Below are 23,181 nucleotides of genomic sequence, written 5' to 3'. Positions count from 1 at the left end.
TCATGCTGCTATCCGCTCATACTCCTCGCACAGGGCTGAATCCACTTCCTGCTGCGGGGTAACCGCTGCTATCAGGGCTAGAATAGAATTATAAATTATGAATTATGAATTATGAATTATGAATTATGAATTATGAATTATGAATTGAAGAAATATACTCAAACATCTGTGCCCATCTGTGCGATCTGTGGGAAAAACAAAAACATTCAATAGGAACGGTCTTTAGCCCGTTTACCAAAGATTAAAGAAATCATCTAAAAAAAGAAGCCTGCCTCACGGCAGACCCCTATAAAAACAAGATTGAAAAGAATTTATTGTTTGGTAATATCCGGAACTGCCAACGGAGCCTGATCCCAACCACCGCCAAGCGCTCTGTAAACAGCAACACTCGCTTTAAGTTGGTTCACTTTCTTTTCTACAAGCTCAAACCTTGATTCCAGGGCATCCCTTTGAGTCAGTAAAACCTCCATATAATCAGCACGGGCATATTTGAACAGGTCGTTGGAAATGTCTATAGACTTTGTTAAAGCATTTACTTCCTTCGTTTTGATATTCACACTGCTTTCCAGATTATGAATTTTAGACAGCTGATTGGCTACTTCAATATAAGCTCCCAGAACAGTCTGCTCATAATGATACACTGCCTGAATCTGTTTCGCGTTGGCATTATAATAGGCGGCCTTAATCGCTCTTCTGTTAATCAGCGGAGCCGTAAGTTCTCCAGCAAGAGAGAACAGGAACGACTGAGGTTTGATGATATACAGCGGATTAAAAGCCTGTAACCCGACTCCTGCAGAAAGATCAAGAGAAGGGTAGAACCTTGCTTTGGCCACTTTAATGTCAAGCTTGGCAGCAGCCAGTTCATATTCAGCCTGTTTGATATCCGGACGGTTTTCCAAAAGTTCAGAAGGAATTCCTCCATACACAGCTTGCGGAACAACAGAATCAAAAGAATCCTGACTTCTTTCTACAGGCTGGGGGAATCTACCCACCAGATAGTTGATCTTATTCTCGGTTTCAACAATCTTCTGCTGGATGTCATACTGCATGCCCTGGGTTTTCAGAACCTGGGCTTCAAATCTCTGTACGGCCAGTTCATTGGATCGCGCATTCTTTTTTAGTTCTTTGATAATCTCCAAAGCATCATTCTGAATTTTGATATTCTGATTCAAAATGACCAGCTCATTATCCAGTGCCAGCAGCTCATAATAAGAATCGGCAATCTCAGAAATCAGATGAGTGGTCATGAAGTTCTTTCCTTCAATGCTCGCAAGATACCTTTGCACCTGTGCTCTTGTAGCATTATGAAGTTTTCCCCAGATATCGGTTTCCCACTGTGCCTGGGCACCAACACCAAAGTCAAATAAAGGTTCCGGCATTTCTCTGCCGGGTTCTATTTCAGTATTGGCCTCCATGGCTCCGATATTGGTGTACCGGCTTACTTTGTCTACGCCAGCTCCGGCTTTTAAACCTACAGAAGGAAGATATTCACCTTTCCTGGCTTTGATTTCATTTTTAGACATTTCAATTTCCTGAAGAACAATATTCAGTTCCTGATTATTCTGCAGGGCCTGACTGATCAGCTCCTGAAGATGAGGATCACTGAAATATTCATTCCATTTCATTTTTCCCGTATTGATAGTGTCATTTTCTGCTGAACCGTATTTTTCAGGGACAGTTTTGTTCTCAGTACGTTGTGCTATTTCTATAGGTTTACAGGCAGTAAGACTTAATAAAACGACTGCCAGACCTGCATATTGATATATTTTTCTTTTATTCATAATGGATCATGTCTTCGCTTAATGGAGATTCATCTTCGTCTTTGATCATTTTTTTACCATCAGACCACTTGGCGAATATGTAGTAGAGCCCCGGAATGACAATCACTCCGAAAAGCGTTCCTATCAGCATTCCTCCCAGTGAAGATGCCCCGATGGTATGGTTTCCGATTGCTCCCGCACCTCTTGCAAAAACAAGCGGAACCAATCCTGCAATAAAGGCAAAAGAAGTCATCAGGATCGGTCTGAAACGGGCTTTGGAGCCTTCTACCGCAGCTTCAAGAATAGAATCTCCTGCCTGGCGTCTTTTCACGGCAAATTCTACAATAAGTACTGCGTTTTTACCCAGTAATCCGATAATCATGATCAATCCAACCTGTGCGTAGATGTCATTTTCAAGTCCCATTGCCTTTAATAATAAGAAAGATCCGAAAACTCCGACTGGGAGTGAACAAAGTACCGCAAACGGAATAAGAAAACTTTCATACTGAGCCGCCAGAACCAGATACACAAATACCAAAACAACAAGGAAGACATAAATGGCTTCATTCCCACGCTGGGCCTCATCATAAGACAATCCTTCCCATGCCACTTTATATCCGTGAGGAAGTGTTTTAGCCGCTGTTTCATTGATTGCCTGAATAGCATCCGCTGTTGTATACCCTGCAGCCGGAAGTCCGCGGATTGCCGCAGAATTGTACATGTTGTAACGGGTGATTTCATTAGGCCCCTGTGTCTTTTTCATCGTCATAAATGCGGAATAAGGCACCATTTCATCACGGTCGTTTTTCACATACAGATTCATAATATCTGTCGGAAGTCTTCTGAATTCCGGAGAGGATTGTACATAGACTTTAAAGAACTGTCCGAAACGGATAAAGCCCTGTTCATAGGTACTACCAATCAGAATGTTGAGGTTGTCCATCGCTTTTCCGATAGAAACTCCTTTCTGCATCGCCGCATTATTATCAAAAACCAGCTCATACTGAGGATAATTAGCCGCAAAAAAGGTGAAGACTCCTGAAAGCTCCTTACGTTTTTTAAGCTGTGCGATGAAATCTTTATTGGCTTTATCAAATTCCTGATAATCGGTCGTTCTGTTCAGATCAAGCAATCTCATGGAGAAACCTCCCGAAGATCCGAATCCCGGTACAGCCGGTGGTTCAAAGAACTCAATGGTAGCTCCAAGGTCTTTTGATTTTTCTTCCAGTTCTTCCATGATCTCCTTCACAGAATGATCACGGTCGTTCCAGCTTTTAAGGTTGATCAGACAGGTTCCTGCATTCGAACCACGGCCTTCCGTCATGATTTCATATCCTGCCAGGGATGATACAGATTCCACACCGTTTACTCCCATACAGATTTTCTGCAATGTTCTGGAAACCTTATTCGTCTGCTCAAGGGTAGAACCCGGAGGAGTCTGGATGATGGCATAGATAGTTCCCTGGTCTTCATTCGGGATAAACCCGCCCGGAAGAACCTTATTGATCATCACAATTCCGGCACAGAATGCGATCAGAATTCCCCATGTTACCACCTTTCGGCTTACGATTTTTCTAAGGAATGAAGCATATTTTCCGGTTACTTTATCAAAACCGCTATTGAATGAATCTAAAGCTTTGGTGAAAATATTGGCTTTTTTAGGCTTTCCATGGTGGTTTTTCAATAGCATTGCGGCCAAAACCGGAGTCAGCGTAAGGGCTACTACTGCAGAAATCACAATAGAGCTTGCCATGGTAATCGAAAACTGACGGTAGAAAGTTCCCACCGGACCCGTCATAAATGAAATAGGGATAAACACGGCTACCATCACAGCTGTAATGGCAATAATAGCACCCGCAATTTCACCCATCACTTCTTTTACCGCTTTATAAGGCGAAATATTACTATCTTCCATTTTGGCGTGAACAGCTTCAATGACAACAATCGCGTTGTCAACCACAATACCGATCGCCAGTACCAAAGCAAAAAGGGTAACAAGGTTGATGGTTAACCCAAAGAACTGAATCACAAAGAAAGTTCCGATCAAAGAGACCGGTACAGCAATAATAGGAATCAGCGTAGAACGCCAATCGCCAAGGAAAATGAAAACCACAATGGCCACCAGAATAAATGCATCTCTTAAGGTATGTATCACCTGTTCAATAGAAGCATCAAGGAACTGGGATACGTCATAACTGATTTTATAATCAACTCCCGGAGGGAAGTTTCCTTTCATTTCTGCCAGTTTCGCTTTCACATCTCTGATCACGTCATTCGCGTTACTTCCGTAATTCTGTTTTAAAACGATAGAGGCAGAAGGATGGCCGTCAAGATTGGAATAAATATCAAAGAACTCACTTCCCAATTCTACTTTGGCAATATCTTTCAGCTTTACATTTTCACCTTCTGCATTGGAACGGACAATGATATTTTCATACTCTTCCGGTTTATTATATTGTCCTTTATAGGTCAATACATATTCCAGCGACTGTGCTGCAATACCGGAACTTTGCCCGATTCTTCCCGGGCGTCCGATGATACTCTGTTCGCCAATAGCTTTCATCACCTCATCTACAGAGATGTCATAAGCGCGCATACGGTCAGGGTTCAGCCAGATACGCATGGCATATCTTCGGCTACCCAGGATCTGAGATTTTGCAATCCCGTGGATACGGTTGATTTCCGGGATGATATTCACCATAGAGTAGTTGTACAGGAATTTTTCATCCATACTTTTATTCGTACTGTAAAGGTTTACGTACATCAGCATACTCGGCTGAATCGGGTTGACAACAACTCCTTCTTTCTGTACCAGTTCCGGTAATAAAGGCATTACCTGGTCCACTCTGGTTTTTACCAGAACGACTGCCTCATTCGGATCGGTTCCGGGATCAAAGACAACATTCACGGTAGCTTCCCCGGCACTGGTAGCATCGGTGGTGATGTAACGCATTCCCTGAACTCCATTGATGGCATTTTCAATCGTAATCAAAGATGATTTTACCAATACATCTGCACTCGCGCCGGGATAGGCAATAGAAACGGCTACAGTGGTAGGGGCAATTTTTGGAAACTGTTCCGTAGGAAGCTGCTTCATGGCGATACCTCCCATAAACAGGATCACAACCGATATTACAATGGCGAAAACCGGTCGGTGTATTACTTTTTTAAACATAATGCTGCTTTTGGGTTACTCGGCGTACAGATCCAGGTTCGACATTACTTTTTCAGGCTTTTGGTATTTTGAACTGATCTTTTGATTTTCCTGTACCATTCTAAGACCCTCAAGTAGGATTCTGTCATCCTTTCCAAGTCCTGAAGCCACTACATAAATATGCGGTAATTCGGCAGCTACTTTTATTTCTCTTGCATGTACTTTACCATCTTTACCGATCACATAGACATATTTCTTTTCCAGCTCTTCGAAAGTTGCTTTCTGTGGAATCATCATTGCATTGGCATAAGGAGAGGTGATAACGATGTTTCCGGTTTCTCCGTATCTCAGCAGTCCCTTCGGGTTCGGAAAAGTAGCCCTGTAAGCGATATTTCCGGTTTCATTGTCAAAATCAGACTCTATGGTTTGTACAATACCATCTTGTGTAAACTCTTTGCCATTGGCCATTCTAAGACGTACATGCAATGGATTGTCATCTTTTTTTGCGTCCATCTGATTAAGATATTCAGCTTCCGGTACATTGAAATATACCCACATTTTGCTGTTGTCGGAAAGCTCAGTCACAAGCTCGCCTTCATCTACAAGGCTTCCTTTACGTACGTGTAATTTTCCTACAATTCCGTTGAAAGGAGCACGGATTTCGGTAAATTTTAAATGGGTATTCATTGAAGCAAGTTCGGCCTGGGCTTTTTCATATCTTGCTTTAGCCATAGCCATTTCCTGAGGGGCAACAATGTTTTTGTCAGAAAGATTTTTGGTATTCTGATATTCGATTTGTGCGTATCGGGTTTCCGCTTTGGCACGGTTTACATCAGATTCATAAAGATTAGGCATGATTTTGAACAGCAGCTGCCCTTTTTGTACAAACTGTCCTTCATCTACATAAATAGACTGAATGTATCCTTTTTCCTGGGCCCGAAGTTCAATATGATTAATAGAACGGATTTGCGCAACATAATCTTTGTTCACCAAAGTATCTTTAATAAGCGGGCTTGTTACGTTGAATGAGGCTGCTTCTGTTTTTTCCTTTTTTTCAGATTGACAGCTTACAAACAAGAGAATAAGGCACAAGTTGATATACATGAGACTTTTCTTGACCATGATAATATATTGTTTTATATAATTTATAATTGAAAAAATAGAGTGACCGGCTTTCACAATAAAGGATGAAAGCGGATAAGGTTTTCGAAAAAATTAGTATAAAATCACAGTCGGATGACCCTGTACTGGATGTACAGATCATCATGTAAGGTCTTTAAATGTTCTGATTGGGCAAGTGAAACAGCGATTTGTCTGTTGTGAAATGTAGTAACGAAACCTGAAATCAGATGCCAGAAACCATCTTTGAAAAGGGCAAGAAGCTCGGTAGAACCGGACGTCTCTACGTTGTCGTCATTTTCATTGTCGTTTTCAGAAAGATTAGCTCTGATTTTATTGTACCGGGGATGGCTGACATTGTAAGTATCATGAGCTTCATTATTTTTAAGAAATGTAAAAGAGTCTTTGAAGCTCTTTTTTTCGTGAACAAGAAGATCAGTGGTAAAATGAAGATCGGAAGAAATATCCGTTGATATATACTGCTGAATTTGCCCGTAATACCATCCTAAAACGGTAAGCAACGCAAATAGCAAACTGTATAAATATTGATAAAATCTTTTCCGCATCCCAGAGACAAAGGTAATTAAACTTCAAAATAGGTGCAACCGCTAAAGATTAAAAAAGTGTTAAAAAGTAAGTTTTTTCATTGAAAAAAATAAATGAAATAAGGTAGGAATCAGGGGTGAGCAATTACAATCCTTTACCGGGCTGTTTAAAAATAATGCCAGTCTTTCTCCTCCGCAGTTCAGAACCTCTTTCCAGTAAGGGATCATAGATAATTTTTGACCAATATAAGTCTGCAGCATTGATGTTACATCCTTTTTATTTCATTATAATTACTTGGAGGTTTTAAAAAATTTAATATTATTTTTGAATTAGCTTTATTTTGCACAATTTTTGCTGTAAAAAGCTACTTTTAACGGTTAAAGCATAACCGATAGTACAAAAAACTCCTCCAATATTTATTATGATGAAAAAATACCTTATTTATATATCACTTTTTGGAGCACCCTTATTTTGGGGCCAGGCTAAAGTGACTGAAAAATCTGTATATCAACAGAATCTGGCATTATCAGAGACAGAAAATGCATTAATGGCATTTGATGCTGATATAAAATTGTCCGACGAAGAAATAGCTTTGGATAAAAAACTATTCCAGATTCGTAAACAGTTTATCAGTGATTCGGAAGCCAAGAAAATATCTTTATATAACAGCTCTTTTAATGAATTAAAACCATTAATAGAAAGCAGCAAGCTGTTTGAAATTCTTCAGACAATGCCAAAAGGAGGCTTGCTGCATACCCACAGCGGTGGAATAACAGACGTAAAATGGATTATTTCAACGGCCAGAAAATACCAGGAATGCTATGTTTACGATCAGAAAGATAATGATCAGTACATTTTCGGACAGCTGGCTTTTTTTGAAAAAGGAAAAGTTCCGGACGGATTTGTAAGTCTTGATAAAAAGCTTACTTCAAACCCTGGTTTTGAAAAAGAACTGCAGGATCTTCTTACATTGAGACGAGACAACCTTTGCTCTTACACAGATTATTGGATTGAATTTGAAAAACGTTTTAAACGTATCAGTTTGCTGCTTCCGTACCGTCCTTTCTTTAAAGCATATTATCTGAAAGGATTTCAGGATTTGATAAAAGACAAAGTACAGCACGTTGAAATCAGATATATCTTTGATGAACTTTATGATTTTCAGCATGGAAAATATTCTTTGGAAACTTCTATCACAGATCTGCAGGACATTCTTAAAGTTATACACCAGTCAGATCCGCAGTTCACCCTGAAACTGATCTATTCAAGTTTTAAATTCCTGGATAATGAAAGCATCGGGAAACAGCTGGAATCAGCATTTGAAATGAAGAAAGAATTTCCGGATATGATCTCAGGTTTTGACCTTGTAGCGGATGAAGCAGCAGGTCATCATATCAGTTTTTTTGAAAAAAGCTGGGCAAAAATGAATGAACTTAGTGCAAAGTATAAGGTGGAGCTGCCACTTTTCCTTCATGCCGGAGAAAGCAATTCTAGGTTGAATACAAATGTTCTGGATGTAGCACCGCTCAATAATAAAAGAATCGGTCACGGACTGAATCTCATCTATTTTCCGAAAACCATGGATCAGATCAGAAAACAAAACAAGCTGGTTGAGGTAAGCCCGATCAGTAATCAGATCTTAGGATATGTAAGTGATCTGAGAAATCATCCGGCAAGAGTTTTATTAAGTAACGGAGTACAGTGTTCTATCAGCAGTGATGACCCTTCTGTCTATGGATATACCGGTCTCAGCTATGATTTCTGGGTAACACAGGTGTATTGGGAGCTGGATGTGAAAGCCCTGAAAAAACTGGTTTTCAATTCTATTAATTATTCTTCTATGAATGATGGTGAAAAAAAGAAAGCAATAACTTATTTGAACCAGCAATGGAATGATTTTGTTAAGAAAACAAATCAGAAGTTAAACTAAACAGATTTTTCCTGAATAAGCAAGATCGCATTATTGACCTTCAATAATGCGATTTATCATTTTAACAGATGTATTTGTTACTTTTTAAACTTTTCTCGGACAATTCTCACGTATTCTTTTTCCTTTTGATGTACAGCATTCCAGACGGAAATCAAAATCAAAGATTTTTTAAACTTATGTGGACTGATTATGCACCAGATATACTCTAAATCTACTTAAGTGTTTAAACCTTTTGTGGTTTGTTTTTTCACTGATGATACGGGCTTCCACAAAGGCTGGCGGTTAGCGTTATTATTTTTTATACGTACAAATGCCTATAGGGTACAGTACAAATACCTGGCTTCAAAATCGGAAATTTATACTCTGAGATCCCGCTCTTTTTCGACGTTACTTTGTTATGTTCAAAAGAAGCTTCGAAACCCTGAACAACGGCAGCATCCGAAAAGCCAGTAAAAGAGTAGGAACCATACCCAATATTATTATCATGAAAAATCCAGAAAATGTTGCTCCGTTTGTAGAAGCATCACAAATTATTACAGAATTGAAAGACAGAGCCAATGATATTCTAGCAAGTGTTTTAAGTACAGAGCTCTCGGCGATCACCATCAACGGTAAAGGAAATTTTCCTTACTACTGGCAGGATCCGTCTAATCTGAAGTTTAACAAGAAAACGTATGACTGGATCTCTTCCAACCTTAGAGCCAGTACTGAACCCGTGCAGCTGGATCAGGTATTTACCAATTATTTTATTGATGCTTTCTCAAAAGTCAATTATTCTCTATCATTAGAAGATACAGCTGTACTGAATGATGCCCATACAAGAGCTACAGATCAGCAAATGGCATTGCTTAACGCCTGGGTAGCTGCTTATAATACGCTTCCTCCGGCTACCGATACCATGCAGCCTATCGATATCATTATGGATAAAATTGCTACAGAATGGGCGAATCCTGCTACTACTTTATACCAGATTCAGAAAAGTGATAACCTCGATGCCTTACTGAATAAGACACCGGCTAGCGGAAAACCTATTATCCCTGTATTGGCCAGTTATCTGGATGCGCTGGGTGCCACCATATCTTTGCAGAACAATGTAACAATGAATAACGGATACTTATCCAAAGCCTTAAAAAATGTACAGAATCCTAAAAAAGAAAATGGCGGACTGCTCCTGAATGATGACAGTATCTTACCGGCTTTTGAGGTGACCACTCCGCTTGACCAGATTTTAAATGGTCTTAAAAATACATCTCAAACCGCACAGATTGATATGGAAGTAAGCCGTGAATCTGATAGCCGTTTCCGTGTTTCCGTTGAGGGGAAAACGGGTTTTTCTATTCCTATCTTTGATTTCTTTACCTTAGGAATTGGAGGCAATGCCAACTATTTTAGTGAAAATATTGCGACAAGCAAAAACTCCATCAAAATATCCATGATGTTTACAGGAGTTACCCTTGTAAACTTTGGACCAAAAGATTTTAATATAGCCAGCAATATGTACTGGGCATGGTTCGATCCTATCCGTAAAGCACAGATCAACAGCAGAGATAAAGAGGAAGAAAAACATATCTCAGGATACAAATTTTCTCCGGATCCGGGAATGAAATTCGGACCTGAAGGACCTTTCGGTTTGTTGAACGGAGTGGCCATTTCCAATTATCCTACAGTAGAAATCACCGTAACAGGTGAAGATTATAAAAGCATTCAGAAAACCTTTGAACAGTCTTCTTCTGCTACGCTTTCTTTTTTGGGAATTCCTTTGGCAAGTGTTAAAGAATCTACCTATTCTTCTTCGTTTTCTGTGGATCAGTCAAAATCTACGATCAAGATCACACTCAGCCCTCCGCCAAGTCTGGTAGCAGGTAATAATAGAGATTCCATAGCGTGGGTTCTTGGTGCTATTGTGGATTATCCTGCGGAAGTGAGTATGATGTTGAGCTTCTTAATGATGAAGAGTTAGTCGCTAAAGGTGCCTATCCTAACTATCAGCTGTATAAAGATAACTTCGGAACGACCTATTGTTCTGTGAAAAAAGTAAAATCGCATGCTGTGGGGGCTACGTGGGTCAGCGAATGTCTTGCCGCCCATCCGGGTACAAGCCCTGCAGGAAAACCCTGGACAAGTCCTAAACAATCCGGAGTGATCTGGCCATAACCAACCCAAAAATAGATCATAAAAATAGACTGTCTCAACAAGGCAGTCTATTTTGTTAGATTGTATTGTATTAAAGTTTTAAAAACTATTTGACCAAAAGATAGATTCCAACACCAATGGCTGCATAAGCCGTAACGGTAAGAATATCAGCAATAGGCTGTGAAAAGCGTTTTTCTGCAATTCTCTCACTATTGATCTGGTTCTTATGGAATTTCAGATTTTTTTTAGCATTACGAACCGGGTGTACTACCAGACTGTCTCCTTCCCATCGGTCGACAATGACTTTATAACTTTTGCTGTCGACTTCAATTTTAACATTTTTACCGGCAGCCAGTTTCTCCTGAATATTCACAGGTGCAGGTTGGGCGTTCAGACTCTGGGATGCAGGGTTTGTACCCGCCATTTCTGCAGAAGTATTATTCGCTGCAACGGTATTTTTTTTAGAAGCCTGATTATTGTTGGCAGCCGGATCCGCTGGCTTTTTTACCTGATAGGTATAGCAGCTGGTAAGCGTGCATAATATAAGGATGAAATAAAAATTCTTTCGCATAAGCCAAATTTAAGAATTAAACGGAATATTTGGGAGTTTCTTTTGAAAGATGATGTTTTTTTTGAAGATTCTTACTTACTATGCAAAAAGCTTCATATAGTAGCAGGGCCAAAGTGAAGAAAGAAAGTACGGTTTTCCTGTGCAGTATAATTTCCACAGAAAAAGGCTTATGTTGGAATCGCTGTCAAGGTTTTAAACCTTGACGGGGATATTTCTGCGTGCAGAAGATAGTGGAATAGAATATTCTGATGAAAAAAGTCCACCCGTTTATACAACGTATATAGAGGATAAATGCACTATTGCTGTATGTTAAATTTATTGGAGGTGTATCATTGATGTATGCAAATATTGTTGTTGTCATTTCACATCTACTTACATTTACGCCAACAAAATGATCAAATAATGAAAAAAAAATTTCTATTGCTTGGAGGCTTACTATTAAGCCTTCAGGTATTCTCTCAAGTAGGTATTAATACACCAGATCCTCAGGCTAGCCTGGATGTAGTAGGTAAGCCCACATCTACAAATGTATTCGATGGTATTATTGCACCCAGAATTACAGGAGCACAACTCAGAGCAAAAACATATACCCAAAAACAGCAGGGAGCATTGGTGTATGTAACAGCTGCTGATACGGCTCCCGGCGGGCAGACAACTGAAGTAACCAGCACCGGATATTTTTATTTTGACAGCAACCTGAACCGCTGGCAAAAACTGAACTCGGGAACTATCGCCGCAGGGGATCCTACAACCGATGCTTTCATAGATGATCCCGCCAACACAATGGTAAAATTAGGAGCATCTTCTACCGGAACTGCCAGATCTTCAAACACTGATTTTGTCATTAAAGACAATGGAAGAGTAGGAATAGGGACTGCTTCCCCTGATACAGCGCTGCATATAAAAGAAAACGGAAATCCTGATAGTAATCAGTTGAAAGTTCAGTCAACCAATAGTTCTCCATTAATTAATCTGGAAAGAACAGCAGGGAATAACCTGTCTGCCGGAACAGAGCTTGGAAAACTATCCTTTAACGGAAAGATTTTTGGGGCTAATTACCCATTGGCAGGGATAAAAGCCAATTACTGGGGAGACGGCTCAACCAATTCTTCAGCTCTTACACTTTCTACCAGTGACCGGCCGGCTGTTGTAATTAACGAATACGGATCTATGGGAATAGGACGTTATGATACCAACTATGCAATGTCTCCTACACAAAAGCTTGATGTAGACGGAAATGTAAGATTCAGAGGTGTCCCGTCATCCACAATGAACAGCACAGACATGTTAATGGCATTAGATACTAACGGGGTTGCTAAAAAAGTAGATATCACAACACCGGCCAGTGCTTTGGTTGCTACAAGAACAGGGCCTTCAGTAAAATCTGCAGATGGTTCCTCTGCCATCATGTGGTTTGAAAATACCTACCTTTCTAATAACGCTTATCTTACAAGAATAGATAACGGTACCTTTCAGGCAACCAAAACAGGATTATACACCATAAACATCACCGCACACTTCGACCAGGTTCCTGCAGGGACAGTAGAGGAAAGCCATTACAGAGGAGTAACCGTTGGGGTAAGGAATATTTCGGGTGGCAAGCTAACCCAGCATTACGGATCTAATTATTTAGGCGATGGATACACCAATATTACTGCTGTTTTTATACTAAATGCAGGTGAACAGTTTTATGCATACAGCCAATGTAATAAAGGTGGATCGTACAGACAGATGGAAGCTACAATGTCTGTTGTTTGTACACCTTTGTAATAAGTATCTTAAAGATATTACAGTTATAACACCATTTTTTAATAAATATAAGCAGCTGTTCCGGTTAACTTCATAATTTCCTTTCAGCTTCAAAACTAGAAAACCCTTTTCAGAAAAACAGAAAAGGGTTTTGTTATTATTTTAAAATGTTGTTTTCAGAATCTTTGATTTATAATGCTTAACACGAAAGTATATTCGAGGCTGTGAGGAGAAACTTTAAGCTTACCAATAAATACTTTAGAGAACTTTCGTTTAACGTAAAGATTTACAAGTTTTTTTCTATTACAAAATGGTAGTTTGTAGTAGACTAGTATAAAACTGAGAAACGTAGCGGTATCTTTATGGCTACTATGATTTCTGATTTTTTTCTTCAAAATAAAAATAGAGAGACCGGGATAGTCTCTCTACTTTTTATTTTAGAACCTGCTTATCATAAAGAATATTATCATCTTCATCAAAGCTTATGATCAACACTTTAAATTGTTTGGCGCTGTCGTTGTTAAAGAATTTAATTCTTGGCGGAACATAATCACTGTCAAATAAATTAGGATTCCAGTACAGTGTCTCACGCGTATCATTTTCAATTTTTTCCGGAGCATCGTCATCGATCATTTCAATAGGGAATTCTGAAGGTTTATCATATCCTTTGATAATTGATACATTGTTCTTCTTCAATTCTTTTTCATTGCTTTTAGATTTCATATTCCCCTTCATGGTATAGATGGCTACGGCATCACCTATTAATCCGGATCCTTTAATGATCTTTACCATCGCAATATTATTAACCGGAAGATTGCTAATCATAGTAGGGTCGGTCTGTATTTCATCCAAATAGAGCTTAGCCTGCTGCCCGCGGATATAAGGAACGCTTGCTCCTGAGTTGTTTTTCTGAAATGTCAGGCCGGCAGCTCTTCCCTGCAGCCAGTCTAAAATATTGCTTGATCCTGAAATATGCTGGTCTTCATTAACGAAATCAAATACTGTAGAATTGACAGAACTGAACATGCCGCTGGACAGTTGTTTATCCAGCTCTGCTTTCGGATCTTTCTTTTTTCCTACCAAAGCTACTGCCTGGATTTGTATATCATTACTCTCTTTCTTTTTAGTATTTTTCTGAGTGTTGATCGCTCTGGAAATGGTTGGAGGCAGGCTTTTATTTTTGTCGGTTTTTACCAATGTGTATGGGGTTGCCGGGAAATTACCTGTAAATGGGGAAGGAGTTACTAACGGTTCTATGGTAACAAACAAATCATCATTTCCCGATTCTTTATTTTCTGAATTCACAAAGGCCGAGATCTCCAGCGGTTCATCATTATTGAGGTTGTTTAAATAGATATACCCATTCTGATCTGTTTTGAACTGACCGAATACGGGCTGATTTTCTCCCGATTTTGATAGTAAATTGACCGCCGAATTGATCATCAGGGCATTATTTTTAATAGGTTTCACCCTGTAGGAAAGATATTGCTGAGACTGTGTTTTAATGGTGGGTGCCGCTCCGCTGAGTACAGAATTCCAGTCGAATCTTTTCCAGTTTTCTGAAATAAGCAGGGCGTCCAGAGCTTCGGTGTTGGCATTTTTAGAGAAATATTGCGCCGGGCTGTCTATTCTTGTTGTAAAGTCTCCCGTCAGCCAAAGTCCGCTCAGAATATTTTCCTCTTCAGGAGTCTGGCTACCGTCATCTTCACTCACTAAAACTGTGTAATGTTTAAAATAAGACTCAGGGGAAAGATCAATACTATTGAATGCTCTTGGCGTTGGTTTTAAGCTTTGTCCTATTATTTCTGCTTTCTCAATTTTTAGATCAGCAGGTTTTATAAAGCAAAGCCTTTTTGCCACGATATTGTCCTGTTCATCAAAAATAACCAACTGTAAAATACCATTCGCACCATTACTTACTTTTGTAGGAATGAGGCTTGATACATCACTCGTCAGATGGTTGATATTGGCTCTGTAAGCAAGATGGTTGTTGATGAGTCCTACAACTTTATAACCCTGAAGCTGTTGTTTCAGATGAATACCCTTTATGTTGTATTTTATCCCTTCTTTGGAACTTACAACCTCTATACTAAGACCGCTGTCTGCAGCTTGCGGCAGATCAATGGTCTGGCTTTTTCCTTTATTATCCTGAATAATGGCCTGGTACTTTTTTCCTGATACCGGAGTTATTTTAAAGGAAGCCACATTTTTATCAAAAGATTTAAATGTAGTAACAGGAGTGTTGGGAGCTTGAATATCAATTATCTTTCCGGACCAGCTTTCCGGGAGGGAAGAATTACCCGATAACCTTACAGCAAATTTGGTAGAGGTGCCGTTAATGAAAGTTCCGCCTTCCGGAAATACTTTGGCAGACCAGTCGGAATTTTTTGCAATAACCAATGATTCCGCAGAGTTCGGATTGTAAACCGGAATGGTTTTGACAATCTGGAAATCTTCATTGAAATTGGTCATATAAGGAGTGTAGGCTCTCACAAAATAAACCTGTTCCGGGAGATCTTCTTTCAGTTGAAAATCCCCGCTGCCTTCCCCATTCGTAAGAAGTACAGTTTTCCAGTCGATTAATTTTTTATTGGCATTGTAAAGCTCTACAAATAGGGTAGTAGAGAGTGGCGATCGGTTATAACCGTTAAATACAAAACTTTTAAACCAGATTTTATCGCCCGCTGCATATTGTGATTTGTCGGTAAGTACATATACTTTCTCCTGCTCGTAATGATCTTCAAGATTGGTAATTGCTTTTTCCAGTCTGGTTTGCGCCATAATAGGCTGTACCATCGAAAGAAGCATTACACAGAATATTTTTTTCATAGAAATCTCAGCACATTTTAATTCTTTGCTAATGTAATCATTTAAAGACTTCCGGAAAGGTTAAAAACTTATAATTATCCAATGTATAGGCTATTTTTTACTAAAGTTTTTACTTGCAGAACTACCGGTGTTTTTTAAGAATATGATGTTTTATAAAACAATACAGTCTAATAAAATTACCCGGCAATATTGATAATTTTCTCAATAAGGTGAGATGTGGTACATTAAAACCGCAAATAAAACCTATCTTTAATTATATGAATTGAAGAAGCTTACAGATATGCGGAAAGTGATCCGGTGTCGGCAAGATAGTTGTACTCAATGAACGACCAAACAGAATATAAACTATGAATGTACAGTTAAAACAGAATTGTCATTTTAAAAATGACGGTGCCGATAATTTCGGTTCGGACATTTTAAAAGGATTGTCCGCTCATCCGAAAAAATTATCTTCAAAATATTTTTACGACAAAACAGGCGATCATCTCTTCCAGCAGATCATGGCGATGCCGGAATATTATCTTACCAATTGTGAACTGGATATATTTCAAAATAAAACAGAGGAACTTGTAAAAGCAATTTCCAATATTAATGAATCTTTTGATCTGATAGAATTAGGCGCTGGCGATGCGATGAAATCATCATACCTTCTCAGAAATTTAGTAGAGAAAGGAACAAACTTCACCTATATGCCTATTGATATTTCAGGAAATATTCTTTCTGTTTTGCAGGAAAACCTCAAAAAGAGCCTGCCTGAACTGAAAGTTTTACCGTTGGAAGGAGAGTATTTTGATATGCTTGATAAAGCCACCGGGATTTCAAAAAGGAAAAAAGTAGTTTTTTTCTTAGGCGGAAATATAGGCAATATGGAAAGCGAGGAAGCTGCACATTTCTGCAGTGAAGTGAAAAGAAAACTGAATTCCGGGGATCTGTTTCTTGTAGGATTTGACCTCAAGAAAAATCCGCACACCATTCTTGCTGCTTACAACGATCCTGCGGGAATTACCGCTTCATTCAATCTAAATCTTCTTACAAGAATCAACCGCGAACTGCAAGCAGATTTCAAGGTGGAAAATTTCCAGCATTATCAAAATTACGACCCGGTTTCAGGAGATTGCAGAAGTTTTCTGGTAAGTCTTTGTGATCAGGAAGTTCATATAGGAAACTGTTTGTTTACCTTTAAAAAAGATGAATTGATTGATATGGAGATCTCCCGGAAATTTTCTGAACAGGATATCAGAAAACTGGCTGGCGACTCGGGTTTTCATATTCTTGCTGAAATTAAAGATTCTAAAAACTGGTTTGTAGATTCTATCTGGATGGTATAATTTAAAAAGATTTTTTATGAAAAAAGATGCATTACCTGTAAAGGCAAATCCTCATAAAGACAGGGTTAAGAAATACTTTGAAGTCAGAAATCGTTCCGTTGAAATTTGCAGTCCTCTGGAAATTGAAGACTATGTAGTTCAGCCCGTAGTAGATGTGAGTCCTCCGAAATGGCATTTGGGACATACCACCTGGTTTTTTGAAACTTTTATTTTACAGTCCAATTTTCCAGGGTATGAAGTTTTTGATCCTCAGTATAATTTTGTGTTCAACAGTTATTACGAAACCATCGGTGCCCGTGTTATCCGCACCGACAGGGGAAACCTGAGCCGTCCCTCTGTTTCGGATGTTTTTAAATACCGCGAATATGTGGATCAAAAGATGGATGAATTTCTTCAGAGCGGATATCTTACACAACCATTGGAATCCCTGCTGGAATTAGGCTTAAACCACGAACAGCAGCATCAGGAATTGTTACTTACAGATATCAAATACATTTTAGGACATAATCCTTTATTTCCTGCTTATAAAAAAGAAAAGAATTCAAAAAAAGAAACTGCCGGAAATTCAGAAATGATCAGTTTTTCAGAAGGAATTTATGAAATCGGTTTTAAAGGGGAAGGGTTCTGTTTTGATAATGAGCTGGGTAGGCACAAGGTATATCTGAATGATTTTAAAATTAGCAGTCAATTAGTGTCCAATAAAGAATATGTAGAATTTATGGAAGCCGGAGGCTATGAAGATTTCAGACACTGGCACGCCGAGGGTTGGGACTGGGTAAAGCAAAATAGTGTTAAATCCCCTTTATACTGGCATTTCATTGATGGGAAGTGGATGAACTATACTTTAAACGGCTTACAGGAAATCGATTTAGAGGAAGCGGTCTGTCATATCAGTTTTTTCGAAGCTTCTGCCTTTGCTTCATGGAAAGGAAAACGCCTGCCAACCGAAGCTGAATGGGAAGCTGCATCAGCCTGTTTCAACTGGGGAAGCTGCTGGGAATGGACGAATTCCGCTTATCTTCCTTATCCGGGATATACAAAAGAAGCTGGAGCAGTAGGAGAGTATAACGGAAAATTCATGGTGAATCAGATGGTGCTTCGTGGTGCTTCGGTGGCCACTCCGCCGGGACACAGCAGAAATACCTACCGGAACTTTTTCCCGACTCATTTACAGTGGCAGTTCACCGGAATCAGACTTGCACAATAATTTTGCCTATGATTACAGTTCAATCGGTTTCAAAAAGTTTTAACGGAAAAAAAGCAGTTGATGGTATTTCCTTTCAGGCCAATGATAAGGAAATTCTGGTGCTTCTGGGAACAAGCGGCTGCGGAAAAACCACCATGCTGAAAATGATAAACCGCCTCATCGAAGTAGATTCCGGAACTATTTTGATTGATGGCAAGAATATTCTTTCCCAAAAAGTGGAAGAGCTTCGCATGGGAATTGGATTTGTCATGCAGCATTCCGGGTTGTTCCCCCATTATACCATACAACAGAATATAGCAGTTATTCCCGATTTGCTGAAATGGAATAAAAAAAAGACAACCCAAAGAACCCTTGAATTATTACACAAACTCCATCTCTCTGAAAACGTGCTTACACGGTTTCCCAACGAATTAAGCGGCGGACAGCAGCAAAGAGTGGGAATTGCCAGGGCTTTGATTGCCGATGCCCCTGTCTTGCTGATGGACGAGCCGTTCGGAGCGCTGGACAATATTACCAAAAGTGATATTCATTCAGAATTCAAATCACTCGAAGAACTTAAAAATAAAACCATTATTCTGGTGACCCACGATGTTCAGGAAGCCTTCGATTTAGGTCATAAAATCTGCCTGATGGATCAGGGGAAAATTATTCAGTCAGGAACTCCGGGAGAAATGTTGTATCAGCCTAAAAATGATTTTGTTAAGAATTTTTTTGCTAAAAACCGGCTTTTACTGGAATACAAAGTAGGCAGACTGAAAGATCTGAACTCTCTGATTGAAGGCAGCCGCTTTTATGAAGAACTTCAGTTTTCAGACCATACGAGTGTTTGGGATGCTTTGCAACAGTTGAGTGCAGATACTTTGCTTTCCGCAGAGTACGAAAATCTGGTGAAAGCCTTTAGTGAATACCGAAAATTCCAGACTGTATGAGCGAACAAAGTTTTTGGCAGTTTATCACAGAGCAGCATGAAAAACTGCTTACTCAGGTTGTACAGCATCTGGGACTCACTTTTTTATCTCTGTTTCTGGCCATCATAATCGGGGTGCCTTTAGGGATTCTCATTGCCCGAAAAAGAAAATTATCAGGTTCTGTTTTAGGAATGGCAGGAATTTTACAGACCATTCCCAGTATTGCTTTGCTTGGTTTTATGATTCCTGTTTTCGGGATTGGAGCAGTTCCGGCCATTGTTGCATTGCTGATCTACGCTCTTTTACCGATCATCAGGAATACGTACACCGGAATAACGGAAGTAGATCCGGCGGTAACAGAAGCTGCAAAAGCAATGGGAATGAATAGAAAACATCTGCTTTTCAAAGTTCAGCTTCCTTTGGCTATGCCGATTATTATTGCAGGAATCAGGACGGCAGCGGTGATCAATGTTGGGGTGGCAACTTTAGCTTCATTTGTGGCGGCAGGCGGTTTGGGTGAATTTATTTTTGGCGGAATTTCCCTCAATAACACCAATATGATTCTGGCCGGCGCAATTCCCGCCGCTTTACTGGCTGTTCTTTTAGATCAGACCATTGCCGTTTTACAGAAATTAAGCTATCAGTCTGTAAAGAAATTAAAATATATCATTCCGGCTGTTTTGGCATTTATCGGGATTATTTATCTTTTAACTTTTGTTTCAAACCATAAGATTAAGGCAGGTTTTACCCCTGAGTTTATGGGCCGGCAGGACGGAAATCTGGGACTACGTTCGGTATATGGGCTTGATGCACATCCACTGGTTGTAAGCGATGCCATTATGTACAAAGCAGCCTACGAAAAAGAGCTGGACCTCATCAGCGGATATTCAACAGATGGAAGGATCAAAGCTTTTGATTTGTATGTTCTGGAAGATGACAAAAAGATTTTTCCTCCTTATTTTGCGGCCCCGGTGATCAAAACAAAAACATTGGAAAAACTTCCCGGACTGGAAAAAACACTGAACCTTTTGGCAGGTAAATTCAATGATTCTATCATGACTGAACTGAATTACAAAGCCGATTATCTTAAACAGACTCCCGAAAAAATTGCTAAAGATTTTTTAATGAAAACAAATTTATATAAAGATCCACGCAAAGGAAATTCCCAAACCATAAAAATCGGATCCAAAATTTTTGGTGAGCAATATATTTTAGCTGAAATGTACAAAATGCTCATTGAAGGTTACACAGATTATAAAGTAGAAACAAAAACAGGGCTTGGCGGAACGAAAATCTGCTTTGATGCTCTGATGAATGACGCCATTGATGTGTATCCTGAATACACAGGAACCGGACTGCTGGTTTTGCTGAAACCTTCGGCAAAAACGATAGAAGAAGTGTCTAAGAGCCCGGAAAAAACGCTGGAGTATGTTAACCGGGAATTCCGGAAACAGTACGGAATTGAATGGCTGCAGCCACTTGGTTTTAATAATGCATATGCTTTGATGATGCGGAGGAAACAGGCTGATGAACTTAAAATCAAAACTATTTCAGACCTGAAAAAATATATGGATTCCCAATGATGACAGACAGTTTCAACAAAAAGAATCAAATAAGACTCAACTTTACTTTCTGTCCGGTAGATCATTCGTAGATGGTCTTTATGTAATTGCTATTAAATATTAATCAGAGTAGATGGTTTTTCTACTCTGATTTTTTTGTTTTTAATTAAGAGGCTTTCTGCCGGTAAAAATATTGATCAGAACGACAATAATGGCAACCACCAAAAGGGTGTGGATTAAACTTCCTGTGTCCATACCGGGAATGATACCAAGCATTCCAAGTAGCCAGACTGCGATGCAGATGACTGCAACAAGCCATAATAAATTTCTCATACTATTATTTTTTTGTGGTTAGTGTTGTGATGTAGTGTATAGTTAGCGGCCTCGTTTTATTGATGCCTTACACCTTTATGGTGATATTGGGTGCTTTTGTGATCGGTTTTATAGTTGGAATAAACAGTATCAGTAACCGTACTGTAATTTTTATTGAAAGACTGATCATCCTCTAACTGTGGCATGGAATAATGGAACTCCTTGCCGTTCTTATAAAGCTTATTATCATAAGTACGGTAAATCTGGTTTTCTTTATAAGTATTTCCGTCAGGAGCAAGATATACTTTGCTTTTCTTGCTTTTTTTTCGCAGGCCCAGATAAAGCAAAGAACTTCCTGCTGCAAGAGCCAATGTAATTTTTACTATATTGTTCATACGATTGTGATTTGGATTTAAATAGGTACAAATTTTTTGCCATAGGAGAGAAATGTGGTACTTTTTAAGTATTTACATAGCTCTTATCAAATTTGGAGCGAAGAAAAAAGTCTGGCAGAACCAGACTTTTTTAGTTTTAGAGCGTTTGTTCCTTATGTTTTCCTTCCCTGATCTCTTCTACCATTTTGGCATTAAAGGCAGGAAGATCTTTTGGTGTTCTGCTCGTAACAAGTCCCTCATCTACTACCACCTCGCTGTCTTCCCAGCGTGCGCCTGCATTTTTTAAATCCTGGCTGATGGAGTTGACGGAAGTCAGATTCCGGCCTTCTACCACATCCGCGTTGATCAGTACCTGCGGTCCATGGCAAATGGCTGCTACAGGTTTATGCTGAGCAAAAAAATCCTTTACAAAAGTGAGTGCTTTTTCATTGGTTCTCAGCTGATCGGGATTAATAACGCCTCCCGGTAATACCAGCGCATCATAATCTGAAGCAGCTGCATTGTCCAGCGTTTGATCTACAGGATATTCCTTTCCCCAGTCTTTTTCTGCCCAGGCTTTAATGCTTCCCGGTTCAGGACTTACGATATGGGCGGTCCATCCCTGTTGTTCCAGATATTCTTTAGGTGAGCTTAATTCACTCTCTTCAAAGCCATGTGTGGCCAGTATTGCGATTTTCTTTGACATATTACTGTTTTTTGTGTTAAGTGTCGGAAGGTTTATGACCTCCGATGACAATGTTCGATTGTTGTGTGATGATTAAATAAAAACTTCCCCCATGAGAAAGAGGATATCTACTTCTTTAAATCTTCAAGAACTTCAAATTTATCATGAGAAGCCTTAAGCTGATGAAGCTGATCCAGTACCACTCTGGAACTTTCCGGGCAAAGATCACCGCTGTCTAATGCATCCTGATACGCATCTATAGCAGCACTTTCACCATATACAACATTTCCTAACGTAGAGCCGGCTGTATCTGCAGCAAAAGAATTTTTAACATCAATCCATGCTCTGTGGATAGCTCCTGCAGTAGATCCCGATTGATCCGGTGTGCCGCCTCTTTCCGTAATCAGATTGCTCAATTCGTTTTTCATCTTGTGAGATTGGGCTACCATGGTATCATAATCTGCCCTTAGCTGCGGATACTCATCCCATACTTTGTCTTCCACTTTTGAAAATCCCTGAATTCTGTCGTTGGTAATGTTCAGTAAATCATTCAATACTGAAACTGTTTTCTCGTTGTTCATATTTTTATATTTTAAATTGGTACTATGAACTTTGCAAGTGCTGTGCCTCAAACGGCATATCTGCAAAGATGTGGTATTTAAAAAAAACTTAAAATTTTGAAAACAAATCTTAATTAAAAATACCTGAAGAACTGCAAAGAACTCCATAATCAAAAGCACCACAGAGGTTTATTAGTTTTGTGCTGCGAATAAATGCTTCCCTGAAAAAGCATTTACCGGCAGCTATTTGATCAGCAAAAGAATTGATAACAGTTTCAGCTTTGGCTTCTTTTGATGGAGTAGGAGGGCAGTTGCAATAAAATATAAATTGGGCACGCAGATAGATGATGCCATAATTTTTTCTATATTTAGAAGAAGTAAGTGTATGATTTACTCATGTTTAGAAAAAATGGCTTGTGTTTGTATTTTACATCTTAAACAGGCCTATCCATAT

Annotated in this window: 18 protein-coding genes; 8 read left to right on the top strand and 10 right to left on the bottom strand. The window is 39.3% G+C overall.

Annotated elements, in window-relative coordinates; all coding sequences use genetic code 11:
• Nucleotides 1–311: 311 nt before the first annotated feature.
• The 4 genes from AC5YGI_RS05785 to AC5YGI_RS05770 form a co-directional block, all read right to left on the bottom strand.
• Nucleotides 312–1,781 carry a TolC family protein gene (locus AC5YGI_RS05785; protein ID WP_330747066.1) on the bottom strand — a complete coding sequence of 490 codons (1,470 nt, stop codon included), beginning with the start codon at nt 1,779–1,781 and terminating at the stop codon, nt 312–314.
• Nucleotides 1,774–4,935, bottom strand: a complete 3,162-nt coding sequence (locus AC5YGI_RS05780) for an efflux RND transporter permease subunit (RefSeq protein WP_202839316.1) — start codon at nt 4,933–4,935, stop codon at nt 1,774–1,776. The genes AC5YGI_RS05785 and AC5YGI_RS05780 overlap by 8 nt, the downstream gene beginning before the upstream one ends.
• Nucleotides 4,936–4,950: 15 nt before the next feature.
• Nucleotides 4,951–6,036 carry an efflux RND transporter periplasmic adaptor subunit gene (locus AC5YGI_RS05775; RefSeq protein ID WP_496167767.1) on the bottom strand — a complete coding sequence of 362 codons (1,086 nt, stop codon included), beginning with the start codon at nt 6,034–6,036 and terminating at the stop codon, nt 4,951–4,953.
• Between the two features lie 104 nt (nt 6,037–6,140).
• A complete protein-coding gene (locus AC5YGI_RS05770; protein ID WP_496167765.1) occupies nt 6,141–6,599 on the bottom strand; it encodes a hypothetical protein in 459 nt (152 codons plus the stop codon).
• A 401-nt stretch (nt 6,600–7,000) separates the two neighbouring features.
• On the opposite strand from AC5YGI_RS05770, the gene AC5YGI_RS05765 reads away from it, so the two are divergent.
• The 3 genes from AC5YGI_RS05765 to AC5YGI_RS05755 all read left to right on the top strand — a co-directional run bounded on the left by AC5YGI_RS05765 (nt 7,001) and on the right by AC5YGI_RS05755 (nt 10,663).
• A complete protein-coding gene (locus tag AC5YGI_RS05765) occupies nt 7,001–8,509 on the top strand; it encodes an amidohydrolase family protein (RefSeq protein ID WP_496167763.1) in 1,509 nt (502 codons plus the stop codon).
• Nucleotides 8,510–8,906: 397 nt separating this feature from the next.
• Nucleotides 8,907–10,469 (top strand): lamin tail domain-containing protein, encoded by a 1,563-nt coding sequence (locus AC5YGI_RS05760; RefSeq protein WP_496167761.1) that lies wholly within the window; start codon nt 8,907–8,909, stop codon nt 10,467–10,469.
• On the top strand, nt 10,394–10,663 hold the full coding sequence (locus AC5YGI_RS05755; RefSeq protein ID WP_496167822.1) for a hypothetical protein: 270 nt from the start codon (nt 10,394–10,396) through the stop codon (nt 10,661–10,663). Before AC5YGI_RS05760 ends, AC5YGI_RS05755 begins: the two co-directional genes overlap by 76 nt.
• An 85-nt stretch (nt 10,664–10,748) precedes the next feature.
• Here AC5YGI_RS05755 and AC5YGI_RS05750 read toward each other — a convergent pair whose 3' ends face one another.
• Nucleotides 10,749–11,213 (bottom strand): hypothetical protein, encoded by a 465-nt coding sequence (locus AC5YGI_RS05750; RefSeq protein ID WP_330747060.1) that lies wholly within the window; start codon nt 11,211–11,213, stop codon nt 10,749–10,751.
• Between the two features lie 402 nt (nt 11,214–11,615).
• Here AC5YGI_RS05750 and AC5YGI_RS05745 point away from each other — a divergent pair, with 402 nt between their 5' ends.
• Nucleotides 11,616–12,983 (top strand): phage tail-like protein, encoded by a 1,368-nt coding sequence (locus AC5YGI_RS05745; protein ID WP_330747059.1) that lies wholly within the window; start codon nt 11,616–11,618, stop codon nt 12,981–12,983.
• A 411-nt stretch (nt 12,984–13,394) separates the two neighbouring features.
• On the opposite strand, the gene AC5YGI_RS05740 is transcribed toward AC5YGI_RS05745, so the two are convergent.
• Nucleotides 13,395–15,791: a hypothetical protein gene (locus AC5YGI_RS05740; RefSeq protein WP_496167758.1), complete on the bottom strand. Its 2,397-nt coding sequence runs from the start codon at nt 15,789–15,791 to the stop codon at nt 13,395–13,397.
• A 347-nt stretch (nt 15,792–16,138) separates the two neighbouring features.
• On the opposite strand from AC5YGI_RS05740, the gene egtD reads away from it, so the two are divergent.
• From egtD to AC5YGI_RS05720, 4 genes are read left to right on the top strand one after another with little or no spacing between them, the layout of a single operon-like run.
• Nucleotides 16,139–17,119 (top strand): L-histidine N(alpha)-methyltransferase, encoded by a 981-nt coding sequence (gene egtD / locus AC5YGI_RS05735; RefSeq protein ID WP_330747057.1) that lies wholly within the window; start codon nt 16,139–16,141, stop codon nt 17,117–17,119.
• Between the two features lie 16 nt (nt 17,120–17,135).
• Nucleotides 17,136–18,326, top strand: coding sequence for an ergothioneine biosynthesis protein EgtB (egtB, locus tag AC5YGI_RS05730; RefSeq protein ID WP_496167756.1), 1,191 nt, complete (start codon nt 17,136–17,138; stop codon nt 18,324–18,326).
• An 8-nt stretch (nt 18,327–18,334) separates the two neighbouring features.
• Complete coding sequence (locus tag AC5YGI_RS05725) at nt 18,335–19,255, top strand: ABC transporter ATP-binding protein (protein WP_496167754.1); 921 nt, start codon at nt 18,335–18,337, stop codon at nt 19,253–19,255.
• Nucleotides 19,252–20,817, top strand: a complete 1,566-nt coding sequence (locus AC5YGI_RS05720) for an ABC transporter permease/substrate-binding protein (RefSeq protein WP_496167753.1) — start codon at nt 19,252–19,254, stop codon at nt 20,815–20,817. The genes AC5YGI_RS05725 and AC5YGI_RS05720 overlap by 4 nt, the downstream gene beginning before the upstream one ends.
• A 141-nt stretch (nt 20,818–20,958) precedes the next feature.
• Here the strand turns inward: AC5YGI_RS05720 and AC5YGI_RS05715 are convergent, their stop codons facing one another.
• The 4 genes from AC5YGI_RS05715 to AC5YGI_RS05700 all read right to left on the bottom strand — a co-directional run bounded on the left by AC5YGI_RS05715 (nt 20,959) and on the right by AC5YGI_RS05700 (nt 22,748).
• The gene (locus tag AC5YGI_RS05715; protein ID WP_047433678.1) at nt 20,959–21,129 is read right to left on the bottom strand and encodes a lmo0937 family membrane protein; all 171 of its coding nucleotides are present in this window, start codon (nt 21,127–21,129) and stop codon (nt 20,959–20,961) included.
• Between the two features lie 56 nt (nt 21,130–21,185).
• Nucleotides 21,186–21,503, bottom strand: coding sequence for a hypothetical protein (locus tag AC5YGI_RS05710; protein WP_496167752.1), 318 nt, complete (start codon nt 21,501–21,503; stop codon nt 21,186–21,188).
• A 136-nt stretch (nt 21,504–21,639) separates the two neighbouring features.
• Nucleotides 21,640–22,188, bottom strand: coding sequence for a type 1 glutamine amidotransferase domain-containing protein (locus AC5YGI_RS05705; protein WP_496167751.1), 549 nt, complete (start codon nt 22,186–22,188; stop codon nt 21,640–21,642).
• Between the two features lie 107 nt (nt 22,189–22,295).
• Nucleotides 22,296–22,748: a PA2169 family four-helix-bundle protein gene (locus AC5YGI_RS05700; protein ID WP_110010492.1), complete on the bottom strand. Its 453-nt coding sequence runs from the start codon at nt 22,746–22,748 to the stop codon at nt 22,296–22,298.
• Nucleotides 22,749–23,181: the final 433 nt, after the last annotated feature.

This window comes from Chryseobacterium sp. CS3K3.1, from assembly GCF_059515165.1.
The sequence above is the reverse complement of the archived record's forward strand: the minus strand, read 5'-3'. Positions and strand labels throughout refer to the sequence as shown.